10 protein-coding genes are annotated in these 12,797 nt (G+C 65.9%); 9 read left to right on the top strand and 1 reads right to left on the bottom strand.

Going from position 1 to position 12,797, the window contains the following annotated elements; all coding sequences use genetic code 11:
* The first annotated feature begins 211 nt into the window (after positions 1-211).
* The 7 genes from C7C46_RS12710 (at position 212) to C7C46_RS12680 (ending at position 8,847) form a co-directional block, all read left to right on the top strand.
* Positions 212-886, top strand: coding sequence for a hypothetical protein (locus tag C7C46_RS12710; protein ID WP_110668875.1), 675 nt, complete (start codon positions 212-214; stop codon positions 884-886).
* A gap of 107 nt (positions 887-993) precedes the next feature.
* A complete protein-coding gene (locus C7C46_RS12705) occupies positions 994-2,409 on the top strand; it encodes a transcriptional regulator (RefSeq protein WP_110668873.1) in 1,416 nt (471 codons plus the stop codon).
* On the top strand, positions 2,409-4,247 hold the full coding sequence (locus tag C7C46_RS12700; RefSeq protein WP_110668871.1) for a DEAD/DEAH box helicase: 1,839 nt from the start codon (positions 2,409-2,411) through the stop codon (positions 4,245-4,247). Before C7C46_RS12705 ends, C7C46_RS12700 begins: the two co-directional genes overlap by 1 nt.
* 64 nt (positions 4,248-4,311) lie before the next feature.
* Positions 4,312-5,265, top strand: coding sequence for a NaeI family type II restriction endonuclease (locus C7C46_RS12695; RefSeq protein ID WP_110668869.1), 954 nt, complete (start codon positions 4,312-4,314; stop codon positions 5,263-5,265).
* Positions 5,266-5,267: 2 nt separating this feature from the next.
* On the top strand, positions 5,268-5,810 hold the full coding sequence (locus tag C7C46_RS12690) for a very short patch repair endonuclease (RefSeq protein ID WP_110668867.1): 543 nt from the start codon (positions 5,268-5,270) through the stop codon (positions 5,808-5,810).
* A 175-nt stretch (positions 5,811-5,985) separates the two neighbouring features.
* Positions 5,986-7,356, top strand: coding sequence for a DNA cytosine methyltransferase (locus C7C46_RS12685; RefSeq protein WP_245984381.1), 1,371 nt, complete (start codon positions 5,986-5,988; stop codon positions 7,354-7,356).
* 111 nt (positions 7,357-7,467) lie between these two features.
* Complete coding sequence (locus C7C46_RS12680; RefSeq protein ID WP_342775396.1) at positions 7,468-8,847, top strand: helix-turn-helix domain-containing protein; 1,380 nt, start codon at positions 7,468-7,470, stop codon at positions 8,845-8,847.
* Here the strand turns inward: C7C46_RS12680 and C7C46_RS12675 are convergent.
* Entirely contained in the window at positions 8,828-10,594 is a 1,767-nt protein-coding gene (locus tag C7C46_RS12675) for a prolyl oligopeptidase family serine peptidase (protein ID WP_181442323.1), read from the bottom strand. The genes C7C46_RS12680 and C7C46_RS12675 overlap by 20 nt on opposite strands.
* 185 nt (positions 10,595-10,779) lie before the next feature.
* Between C7C46_RS12675 and C7C46_RS12670 the strand changes: the two genes are divergently transcribed.
* On the top strand, positions 10,780-11,253 hold the full coding sequence (locus C7C46_RS12670; protein WP_181442322.1) for an ATP-binding protein: 474 nt from the start codon (positions 10,780-10,782) through the stop codon (positions 11,251-11,253).
* Between the two features lie 292 nt (positions 11,254-11,545).
* Positions 11,546-12,796 carry a methionine adenosyltransferase gene (locus C7C46_RS12665; protein ID WP_110668862.1) on the top strand — a complete coding sequence of 417 codons (1,251 nt, stop codon included), beginning with the start codon at positions 11,546-11,548 and terminating at the stop codon, positions 12,794-12,796.
* The last annotated feature ends 1 nt before the right edge of the window (position 12,797 follow it).

The raw sequence follows: 12,797 nt of genomic DNA, 5'->3' as shown, positions 1-12,797 counted from the left end.
TCTTCACTGAACACACGGTTGCAAGGTCGAGTCTGATCCAAAGCACAGCGCCCGTGAAGCTCTCGGTATTCACAAGGTAGGCGAAAGATCCGCATCCCCTTCCAATTGCCGTCGCCGACCAGGTCAAATGGACCTGCTCGCAGTCGCCTCGGCCTGGTTCCACGGGCAAGGCTGAGTTCTCTGACAGACCGACACGCATTGGGGTGCGCACATGGAGCAGCCGTCCTGGGAAGACGAGAAGTACGGCACGATGAAGCGGGCTGCCCTGTGGCTGGTCCAGGTCGTCGGAGAGGGGAACCTGTTCACGAAGGCTCAGCTCCGAGATGCCTTTCCGGAGGTCGCGCAGATCGACCGCCGTATGCGTGACCTGCGCGACTTCGGCTGGCGGATCGACACGAACCGGGAGGACCTGAGCCTCGGCGCGCACGAACAGCGGTTCGTGGAGGCGGGTCAGCCCGTGTGGGAACCCGGCAAGGCCAGCAAGAAGACCGGCACGGTGGTCACAGCTACCCAGCGGCGCGAGTTGCTGGCACGGGACAGCCACATGTGCCGCTCGTGCGGGATCACGCCGGGCCAGACCTACGCCGGCACCTTCGAAGCCGCTCAGCTGGACATCGCGCGGCGCGACGTCCAGTTGCCTGACGGGACGACCGAGCTGCAACTGGTCATCGAGTGCAACCGCTGCCGCGTGGGTGGGCGCGGCCTGACTGCTGATCTCGCAGGGGTGCTCGGCCAGATCAAACAGCTCTCGGGCTTCGAGCGCGGGATCCTGGCCGGCTGGGTCGCGCAGGACGCTCGGGACTTCAGCGAGCTGGAACACCTGTGGGCCGCATTCCGCTCGCTGCCGGCGGACTCCCGGGAACAGGTCAAGGCCGCACTGGGTTAAGCCCAGGCTCTCGCACATGCACGCGGTACGGTGGCGGCCCGCTGTAGGAGCGGTCCGCCGCCCCACCGCACCGATCAAGAGCTGGACTGACGATTTTGGAGGGATCCATGAGGACGGACTTCGGTGCGCCACCGCTTGCTGCGAGCAACCGGGCACTTGTGGAGGAGCGGCTCAGAGAAGTCCGCGAAGGCACCGGCATCAAAGAGACGCTGACCATCGAGTGGCGCGGCAAGCCGCTGCATGTCGAGGTCATCGACATGCCGGTCAACGACCTTTATTTCAATCCGGGAACACACCGGATCCGCGCGCAGCGCAGCCATGAGCCAGCTCGCGACCGGGCCCTCGATGAGGACCCCTGGAGCGACGATAGCCAGGACTATCTGCATTTCCTGCTCCGGGCCCTCCCCAAGGACCCTGCATTGCGCGACAAAGATTTCGACGCGCTCATGGAAAGTCTGCGGGAATTCAAGCAGACCGACCCCGGCCTGATTACCCGTGACGGAATCCTGGTCAACGGAAACACGAGGCGTGCTGCCCTCAAGGATCTGGGTGTCCCCAGCATCCGGGTGGGCGTCCTGCCTGAGTCGTGTACCTGGGCGGATATCAGTACTGTCGAGCTGTCACTGCAGCTGCGCAAGGACCACCGGCGCGATTACTCCTACATCAACCGTCTGATCGCCATCGATGAGCAGGTGTCGGCCGGCCGCCTTCTGCCCGACATCGCACGCGAGTTCCACGTCCGGAAGGAGACCGCCGAGCAGGACGTCTGGATCCTGTCGTGCCTGCGCGACCTGATCGCACGAAGCAGCACGGGCGATGCTCAGCTCCGACTGCTGGACTTCGAGGAGGCTCAGGAGAAGCTCCGCGAGCTGCACCGCCGGTACCTCAAGGATTCAGCAGTCAGTAAGGAGAAGGCCGACCTGCTCAAGGAAAGCCGGCTCGCCGCCATCGCACTGGGGTACTCGAAGACGGACGTCCGGCTCATTGAGCCGGACTTCCACGCCCGCTACCTTGACCGCCTCCTGCCTGATTCGCTGAAGCCTGCGCCGACTGCGGCCCCGGCGACGGTCGCGATCCCCGGGTTGAACCGCTCGGTCAAGGCTGCTGGCGCCGGGGTGGCTGTGGCGAAGGCGCTTACCGACACAGTCCTCAAGGCTCTGGCAGTGGAGACCGCAGGCGACAAGGTGCCGGCCCCCCAGCTTGCTGAAGCCTCCCGGACCATTGCCGAAGCCAGGGACGCCTTCTCAAGCTCGCTCGAGTTCGCCGGCAAGGACGCCCGGGTCCGCAAGCGCCGCCAGGCAGCCCCAGACCGCATCACGGATGCCTGTCAGGATCTCGAACAGTGCATCACGGACCTGGTCATGGCCAGGGCGTCGAACAGCCTCGACGAAGAGGCGTACGACGAAGCCGTCCAGAGCCTGCGCGCCATGCTCGGCAAGCTCGCCCTTGAGTCAGCGCGCAGCATCAAGGTGCCCGGCGACGGGGTCTCGTGGCTCCTTGACGCTGCTGCAGAGAAGGCCTGATGACCACCGCTGAACCCTCTCTTCGGCTTGCCTTCGATGTGACGCGGACCCGTGTCGTGCTTCGCGCGGCCTCGGCATTCCAGGCTGATCTGGCAAGGCTCGCAGCCCGATTCGCGGCCGGGAGCCCGCGGGGCCCGCTGTCCGCTGAAGTCGACCTGGACGACTTCCTGGTCGGCATCAACGAACTCGGCGAGTGGCCGGCGCCTGAGGACGTCGAGTGGGAGGAGACTCTGCTCGACCTCGTCAACGGTGTACTCGACGATGCCGAGTCGGCGGAGCTCCAGCTGACTGACAGCGAGGGCGCTGCAGCGGCCGGACAGGTCAGCCCTGACGAGGTCGCATCGCTGCTCGATGCAGGTTGGATCGCCGATCTGACTTCCTTTCAACGGCGCGACATCGCCCGGCTGCTATCTCTCGGGCACGGCGCTAACTTCAGCGTGCCCGGCGCCGGGAAAACCCGGGTGGCTCTGGCCGTCTACTCCGCCGCCCGTAAGCGCGGCGAGGCCCGCAAAGCCCTGGTTGTGAGCCCCAAATCGGCCTACGAGTCGTGGCAGCACGAAAGCACCGAGTGCTTTGAGGAGCCGCTGCGCGTCCAGGTCCTGGATGGCGCGCCGGACCCAGGTGCAGAGATATTGATCGTCAACTACGAGCGGCTGGACCGGTCACTGACCGCCCTGGCTGACTGGCTGCGCTCTTCCCCCTCCATGCTCATTCTCGACGAGGCGCACAGGATGAAGCTCGGTGCGCGCGGTACCTACGGCTCGGCCTGTCTGGCACTTGGCCCGCTGAGTCGGCGCCGCCTGATCCTCACCGGGACGCCGGCCCCGAACGGGGCTCGCGACCTCGAGAGCCTGCTCTCGTTCGTATGGCCCGGGCGCGGGCGGCGAGTAGTCAACGACGCCGTGGCCGGCGGCGATCTGGCCTATGCGAGCGCGGTGCTGAAGCCGCTGTTCACTCGCACGACCAAGCACGAGCTCGGGCTTCCCCCCTTCGAACCGCGGATTCGCTACGTCGAGATGCCCCCGCTCCACCGGGAGATCTACGACGCCCTGGTAGGCCGGTACTCCGCCCGGGCGGAGGGCTCACGCGGGGACTTCGACTCGCTCGGAAAGGCACTGCTACGCCTGCTGATGGCGGCTACCAGCCCCGCGCTGCTGGTAGAGGGCAGCAGCCGGTACGAGCCGCTCGCCTACCAGGTCCCGCCGTTGGAGGCACTGCCGACCGACTCGCTGTTCTCGCTGCTGCAGAACCTCCCCAGCTATGAGCTGTCCCCGAAATACCAGGAGACGCTCAGCATCGTGGCTGAGAACGCGGCTGCGGGGAGGAAGACCCTGGTGTGGACCACGTTCGTGCGCAGCCTGACCACCCTGGAAGGACTTCTGACTAGCTATCAGCCAGCAGTGGTGCACGGCGGGAGCAAGGACCGGGAGGAGCAGCTGCGGCGCTTCCGCGAGGATCCTGACTGCATGGTGCTGCTCTCCAACCCCGCCACCCTCGGCGAGGGCATCAGCCTGCACCATGTCTGCCATGACGCCGTATACGTGGACCGGGATTTCATGGCCGGGCGGTTCCTGCAGAGCCTGGACCGCATTCACCGTCTCGGCCTCGACCCAGACGCGGAGACCAGGGTCACCGTCCTGGCCGCCTCGGGCACAGTGGACGAGGTAGTGGCCCTCCGCCTTGAGGAGAAGCTCGAGTTCATGGGCCGCATCCTCGACGATCCTTCCGTCCAGCAGCTCGCTGACCTGGTCGAGGAGCCGTCGGTGGCCGGGGGTATGGACATGGCCGATATCCGGGCGCTTTTGGGCTACCTCGGGCGAGGAGCTGCCCACGTCTGACCCCGGCCCGCAGGAGACAGTCGACGTCTCCTGGTCGGACAGCAGCGCCGATACCCTGGATTCCGTGGACCACGGAGCCGAGGCTGAGCAGTCGCAGCTCTGGGCCGCGTGGACGGAACACGACTCACAGCTGGACGCGGTGGCCAGGAAGATTTTGGACGAGGACCCTGCCGGACGCCGCTTCGCAGGCACCATCCGGCGGAGTATCGACATGCTCCTGGACGGCCAGCACACCGGCCGATTCCGGTGGGACCAGCTGTACAAGACAGAGAAGATCCACCTCGGAACCCTCATCGAGATCAACCTCCAGCGGGAGTTCGCCTTTGCCGACGGAGAGCGAATGGACTACCAGATCGCTGGCGTCGACGTGGACTGCAAGGTCTCGCAGAAGCGCGGCTCCTGGATGGTCCCGCCGGAGGCGCACGGCGAGCTGCTGCTCGTAGTCTGGGCGAGCGGTAGCGAGGCGAAGTGGTGTGCTGGGCTGGTCCGTGCCCGCCCGGAGCTGTTGAACCCTGGTGGCAATCGCGACGGGAAGCGCACGCTCAATGCGGCTGGCAAGAACTCGGTGCGCTGCCTTTTCAAGGACGCGCCACTGCAGGACAACGTGTTGCTGCGGCTGCCGCCCGAGGACATCACCGCGATCTTCAGCCACAAGGGCGGGCAGCGTCGTCTGGACGAGCTGTTCCTCCGAGCACAGCGCCGACTGGTCAGCCGTAGCGTCGTGGCCACCGTCGCCATGCAGGAGGACTACATGAGGCGAGTCCGTGGAGGCGGCAGTTCACGCACCCGTCTTCGGCCACGCGGCATTGTCATCCTGGGCGACTATTCAAGCCATGGGGAGGTAGCACAGCGTCTCGGTCTGGCCGTCCCTCAGGCTGGGGAGTCCCTCAGCGCCCGCCTCACCCGCTTGAGGGCAGACCATGGAGAGGTGCCGTGGGTCGACCTCGACGGTGTTCGCTGGACACTGGCGTTGCCGGAAGATCCCGAGGAACTCGCACCGAATCTGCCGGGAATATGAGCATGTCTGACTCTCAAAAGACCAACCCCGCCTGGGTAGCGCCAGACGGGTCGTGGGCATCCTCAGCCGCAAACCGGAAGAGCATGCTCGGCAATCGAAGCCGGGACACCTCCCCCGAGCTGGCGCTGCGCTCACTCGTCCATGCCGCCGGGCTGCGCTACCGCGTTGCGGTCAAGCCACTGCCGAAGATGCGCCGAACTGCTGACCTCGTGTTCCGTCCTGTGCGAGTAGCGGTCTTCATCGATGGGTGTTTCTGGCACGGCTGCCCGGACCACTTCGTACCACCAAAGACAAACCCGGATTACTGGGAGACCAAGATCGGCGGGAACATCCAGCGGGACCGGGACACCGATGCCCGGCTGGCAGCGGAAGGGTGGCTAGTGCTGAGATTCTGGGAGCATCAGGACCCGAAGGAGTGCGCGGTCGCGACGGTCACCGCAGTAAGCGAGCGCCGGAAGGCACTGACTGATGGCAAGGCCGCGAACAGCGCGCGGCGCGCAAAAGTGCCGCTGACCAGCAGCCCTGCGCACCCGGACAGCGACTAACCGACGAACCCCGTTCAGGTCAGCAGCCTTGCCGACCGGGGCCTGGGCCGAGGCGCGGCCGGCGCTGTCAGCGGGGCCCCGTAGACTTCACAGTCGGATCCAGGTCGCCACGCTGGTCAGCATCGCTCTGAGATACCCGCGGGTATCGTGCTTCCCCAGTGCCAGGTGTAGTTGGATGCTCGTTAAGTTCGTGGGGCCGGGCGGCAACGCCTGTCCCCTTGCGCTGGCTCGCCAGGCGCCGCTAGAGGGAGATCACATGCCGACAACCGAGCCCGATGAGCGGTTCGAGGTCGTCGAGATCTGTGCCGGCGCGGGCGGACAGTCGCTCGGGCTCGGACGCGCGGGCTTCCACCACCGGCTGGCGGTCGAGCTGGATGCCAACGCGGCGAACACCCTGCGACACAACCTTCCCAACGGCGACGAGGTTGTCCGAGTCGGTGATGTCGCGGACCTGAGCGTCTGGAATCCTTCCGACCACAAGGGCGTAGACCTGTTGGCAGGGGGTGTTCCGTGTCCGCCGTTCAGCATTGCAGGAAAGCAGCTCGGCGCGAACGATGAACGCGACCTCTTCGCGTGGGCGGTAGAAACCTGCGGCATCGTCAAGCCGAAGGCACTGCTACTGGAGAACGTGCGCGGCCTCAGCGCCAATCGCTTCTCCGCCTATCGTCAGCACGTCCTCGACCAGCTGCACGAGTACGGCTACGTGGGCGAGTGGAAGCTGCTGCAGGCCAACGATTTTGGTGTCTCGCAGCTGCGTCCCCGGTTCGTACTCGTTGCACTCCAGCGCGAATTTGCCCCTTACTTCTCCTGGCCGGAGCCGAACGCGACGAAGCCTCCCACAGTGGGCGAGCTCCTCAAGGACCTCATGGGCCAGAACGGCTGGCCCACGGAGCAGTGGGTACTCACGGCCAACGACATTGCACCGACCATTGTCGGCGGCTCCAAGAAGCACGGCGGGGCCGACCTCGGCCCGACCCGCGCCAAGCGGGCCTGGAAGGACCTCGGCGTCGACGCCATGGGCGTAGCCAATGAGGCACCGGGTCCGGACTTCCCGGTCGATGGGCACCCCAAGCTCACCACTGAAATGGTCGCGCGTATCCAGGGCTGGGACGACGACGATTTCAAGTGGGAATTCAAGGGCCGCAAGACGACGGTCTACCGCCAGATCGGCAACGCCTTTCCCCCGCCGGTAGCCAGGGCACTCGGGGAAGCTATCAAGAAGGCTCTGGGCAAGACCGGCGAACCGCGCGTTCTCCCTGAAGCAACGGCCGCGGTCCAGGACCCCGTCTACCGTCTGCTCCGCGGCAACACCCGCCCGCTCACGGTGGACCAGATGATCGCCAAGCTGGCCAAGACCGGCACCGTCATGGAGCAGCCCGAGGTCGAGCGCCACCTGAACCACCTCAACCGTGATTTCGAGATGACCATGACCGAACGCTCCAACGGCGCCATCGCCTATCTTCTGGGTGAGTTCAAGGCGTTCATCGGCCAGGACGGCCACCAGCGGCACGATCTGTTCACGCAACACCGGGCAAAGATCAGTTAGGCAGAGCCGCTCTGAGCGCCTAGGACGACAAGCCGAACCACTGCTCGTCCACTCTTCACGCCGTCACCATCCGTGTAGTTCCGGATACACAGAGCCTACAAGGCCGTTATCGTGACAGTCACGCATCCGCGAGGCGCGGTAGCGGGCCGCGGCCAGCGAGGGGGCAATGTGTCGGCGAAAGCCCGGGAGATCGTGGCGGAGGGATCGGCGCAAGCGCGACTTGGAGCTGCGCTTCGCGAGTTGCGGAGCCGGAAGGGGCTCAGCCAGGCGCGGTTGGGTGCAGCGGTCCACTGCAGCGGTGATCTAATCCGTCGGGTTGAGGCGACGGAGAGGTTCCCAAACCGTCAGCTCATTGAGGCGTGCGACCGGGTGTTGGAGGCAGACGGGAGCTTGTTGGAGTTGTGGGTCGCCGCTGAGGAGGAGCGACGGCGAGCCACGTCTCCTCGGAAAGAGCGGCTTCAGCCCGCGAGATTCGTCCCAGAGGCTTCAGAGTCGCTGATCACGCGGTGGGTCGCGACGGATTCACCAGTACTCGCAGAGCTCCCATCGAGCGATGGACTGTGGGTCACTGATCAAGATGTCCTGGTCGCTGAGGCCACTCTCGACATGTTTCGCCGGTTAGACCACGCGCACGGGCCCGGCCACTTCGGCGCCCATCTCTCCAGCTACATCGATTCCGAGCTCAGCAGCCTTTTGTCACGACCCGCCGCTGCCCCCGGGGTGGAGCTCGACCGAACAAGGATCGCGACCGGCTTCCTGGAGCTTGCCGGCTACCAGGCCGTGGACTCCGGCCGCCCCGGATGGGCACAGTCTCACTACAGGCGGGCGCTGCAGCTGACAGCCCGGACAGGGGATCGCGCCTACGGCGGATACCTCGTGGGCGTGAACCTGAGCCACCTCGCCCTGCACTGCAACCATCCCTCCATAGCCCTTCGTTGGTCGCAAGCCGCAGTCGAGGTAATCGACACGGCAGCGAGTCCCGCGACCCGCGCGGCAATCACGGCTGTCAGTGCCAGGTCGCATGCGCGCATGGGAAACGAGAGGGAAACCACCGAACTCCTGCTCCAAGCGGAAGCCCTGCTCAACTCCTCGGTAGTCGGCGAAGAGCCCCCATGGATCAGCTACTTCACCAGGGCATACCTAGCCGACGAAATGGCCCATTGCCTCAACGATCTCGGGCGGGCTCCCTCCGCTCGCACCCAGGTCGCCGATGCGCTGGAGGGAGTTGGACCCGACCGGGTTCGCCGGCTCGCGATCGATGCCGCGCTACTCGCTTCGACCTGGCTGCGATCGGGCGACATCGAGCAGGCGTGCGCCGTCGGGAAAGCAGCAGTCGGCTACGCGGCCCGTACGTCGTCCGGACGGTCCGTCGAACGCATCGCCCGGCTCCTGGTTGACCTCAAGCCCCACGCTGGACAGACAGTCTCCGAGCTCGACGAGTACGTGCGAGCAGTCCTCCCGGCAGCCGCTATCACGCTGTCTCGTTCATGACGCGCTCGTAGAACCCCAACTCCGCCTCCAGCGCCGCCTGCAAGCTGGTTGACGAGGACAGATAGTGGCCAACTCCAGCAAGGATCACGGCCTCACAGTCGTGCCTCCGGGCTGCCAACCCGGCCGCGAGGTGCTGCGCGTCCGCTACGGGGGCAATACCGTCCTCAGTCCCATGGATCAACAGGACGGGCAGAGCGATCATGTTCGCGTGAACGGGGCCAGCTGGACCAGCGAGGGCCCTAGCATGCGGGCGCTGGAATCGTGGGGCCGTGGTCGTCCAACGTACCGGGTCGACGATGGCCGAGGTAGCAGTAGCCGCCGTGAACGGACCGACTCTGCAGGCTGCTTGGAGGGCCGTGTAACCGCCAGCGCTCGCACCGGTAATGAAGACCGCTCCCGGCCGGGCGACTCCATCGGCGAGGAGTTGTTCGGCGACCGCTTCGCAGTCTGCCACGTCATACTCGCCCCAGTGGCCGTGAAGCGCCTGGCGGAACGCGCGGCCCTGGCCGGTGCTTCCCCGGTAGGCGACCTCAGCCACCGCGAAGCCGCGGCTCGTGAAGTACTGCACCGTCCAGTCAAGTCTCATCGGCACATCATCAGTCGGGCCAGGATGCGCCCTGACAATCAGTGGGGCGGCTGAGTCATCGCTACCACCGGTCGGCGGATGGAACAGGTAGCGCACCACACGATCATCCAGCTTCGCCCCACGGAGCATCGGGCGTACGACAGCATTGTGGGCGGCTGATGCGGCGGTGATCTCCTGCGCGGCTCCGGCGAGGTCGAGCAACCGCAACGAGGGCGCGCTGAAGGGGGTCGAGCCGATTACGGCTACCTGGCCTCCGTAGGCGGCAATATATGGCTTGATGGACGTCAGGCCGGCTTCTGGCATGGCCTGACTTCCATCAGGCCCGAGGATGACCAGCCGGGTCTGGAAGCCGTCATGGACCGTCAACACGATCACGCCATCCGGCAGGAAGGCGAACGACTGATAGCCGGCCTCCCAGGGAGCCGGTGCGCAGTCCGCCTCTATCGGCGCGACCGACCGCACGGTGCCGTCCCAGCTGTAGAGATTCCACCAGCCGGTCCGATCGGAGAGGAAGTACAGTGCTCCGTCAGGCCCCCAGAGCGGCTGCACCACGGATTCATTCTCACTGCCTGCGACAACCGTGCCCCTACCAGGCCGCCGGACAACGTGCAGCCTGGAGGAGTCCCACGGCATCCGGTCTGCGTCCCACTCCAGATAGGCCAGCGCATCACCGTGCAGACGCGGAGCTGCCAGGAAGCCCGTCGAGCTGACCAGCACCCGGACCTGGCTGCCATCTGCTGCAACCTCCACAATCTCGTCGCCGCTCTCGTTGCCGCGGACGGCGAGCAGAACGCCCTGGGAGTAGTGCAGATCGCCATAGCGGAAGTCATCCGCATCGGGCACAGCGGCTCGTGGCACTTCATCGGGAACGATCCGGTAGACCTTGCTGTCCTCCGCCCCGACAACCCATAGGTTCTCAGGTCCGACGGCGTACGACCCGCCTCCGTAAGCGTGCAGCCAGCCGCCGACCGAAATGTCAGCGGGCGTCTGCGGTCGCGGTTCCAAGTCGTCACCCAGTCGAACCAGCCGACGGGCGCCCCCGGACTCAGGATCAGACTGGATCCACCACAACGCTCCTTCAGCGAAGGTGAGCTCGTCGTAGCTCGTCTTCTTGCGCGCCACCCAGGCCGCGTCGAGCGGTCCGCTGACCTCGTCAGCCATTCGATCCTCGCGATTCTGACGGACTGTTGCCGATCTCTGACGGTACCCCGGCCAGGTAACCAGCGATGCGGACAACCGTCCTGTCCGCATCCGGGTACTCGCCTGCAACCTGCCGAGCCGTCAGCCTTGAAGTGTCGGCCGATGAGGGCCGCCAACCACCATCCGACATAGGGCGAGGTGTGTCCGTGGACAGTCGTGAGCCCGCTGCGGCGACGACAGCACCGACCAGCAGCATCACCGGACGCTGCTTCAGGCTGGCCCACATCGACCAGCCTGGCGCTGTCCTCGACACTCTCACCTGCGTCGTCCGCCCCCATGCCTCCGCAGTTGCCGCAACTCGGCGACGAGTCCATGACCACTTCGCGGGGCGCATCTCCGTCGACCTGCTGGATGACCTCGAACTGGTCCTGAGCGAGCTCGTTGCCAATGCCCTGGCGGCTTCCCGTCCCGAAGAGCGTGTCGAGATCACCGTGGAGCAAGCCGGTAGCAGCCTTCTGATCGAAGTTGTGGACCAGTCGGCAGGTGCTCCCCGGTGCCGCCAGAGCGGCCTAGGCGATGAGCGCGGCCGCGGCTTGCTCATCGTGGAGGCCCTCACGTCAGCCTGGGGCTGGCAACGCAGAGGCGCCGCGAAAGTCGTCTGGGGCCTCCTGGCTATCTGATCTTGAGCGGTCCAAAACCGGTTCACTCGCACGGGAAGTCTCAGCGTCAGGGATCCGACGGACCGTCAGATTGCTCGATCAGCAAGCACAAAGTGAGCAAGAGACCGAGAGCCAGGTTCAAGCGGGAACATGCGCTCGCCCTCCTTCAGCCCGATGCGGTGGGCCACAGCCTGGCCAGCCAGCCGGATCACACAGCGGTTCGAGGACGCCGCACTGAAGATCGTCGACACCAAGATGAAGCGGATGGACCCCGGCTTCAACCGACAGCACTACTTCGACTTGGAGGACCGCCATGCAACGCGTCAGCACCACCGTGCAGAACAGCAGCATCACCATCGAGACCGGGCGCCCGTGCCCTACCGATCTCGTCCTGTTGGAGCGCAAGGGCCTCGGTCACCCGGACACCCTCGCCGATCACCTGGCCGAGGAGCTCTCCCGCACCTACAGCCGTTACACACTCGACCGCTTCGGCGCCGTTCTTCACCACAACTTCGACAAGCTCGCGCTGCTCGGTGGCTCCTGTGAAGTCCGCTACGGGGCCGGCCGAATGACTGCACCGGTCAAGGTCCTGCTCAACGGCCGCGCGGCCTACGCCTGCGGGGGCAAGGACATCCCGGTGCGAGAGCTGGCCGAGCAGGCCGTCCTGGCCTTCTTCCAGGAGCGGCTGCCCGAGGTCGCCGGCCACCTCGACCTAGTCTTCAACATCACCAGCAACCCCAGTCCGGGCGCGGTCGTCACCGACGGGGGCGGCACGGACCGGTCTCGCTGGTTCGCCCCCCGCTCGGTGGATGACCTGCGCGAGCGCCGTGTCCTGCTCGCCAACGACACCTCGCTCGGCACTGGCTGGGCGCCGATGGCCCCGTTCGAGGCGTTCTCCCATGCGCTGGTCAACCACCTCTCCGGCATTAGCGAGTTCACCAGGGCCAACCCGTGGTGCGGCTCGGACGTGAAGCTGATGGGTCATTTCGACGGCGCCAGGGCCGAGGCAATCCTGTGCGTCCCGCAGAAGTCCGACCACGTACCCGACCGCACCGCGTACCTCGCCAACACGAAGGAGGTCATGGCCGAGTGCACCAGGTTCGCGGAGCAGCACCTCCCCGGAGTCGACATCACCTTCCTCCTCAACGCCCGTGACGTCCCGGAGAAGGACGAGCTGTATCTGACCTACACCGGCAGCTCCATCGAGTCGGGAGACGAGGGGGTCGTCGGCCGCGGCAACCGGGTCAACGGCCTGATCACCCCGCTCCGCCCGATGAACCTGGAAGGCGCAAGCGGCAAGAACCCCGTCTACCACGTCGGGAAGCTGTACAATCTGGCCGCGACCCGACTGGCCCAGCGCCTGTACGAGGAGACCGGCAGCTACGCCGAGGTCCATCTCGTCAGCGCGACCGGGCAGCGTCTCGACCAGCCCTGGAAGGTGCTGGTCCGGCTCGCGGCTGGGACCCCGGAGATCGCAAAGGTGCAGGCACAAGTCGCATTGGCGCTCGGCAGCTTCCCGGAGCTGACGGACGAACTGGTCCACCGCGGCGTCCGGCTCAGCTGAT

This window comes from Streptomyces tateyamensis (assembly GCF_003205575.1).
GTDB classification, from domain to species: domain Bacteria; phylum Actinomycetota; class Actinomycetes; order Streptomycetales; family Streptomycetaceae; genus Kitasatospora; species Kitasatospora tateyamensis.
This window is presented reverse-complemented; position numbering and strand designations above follow the sequence as displayed.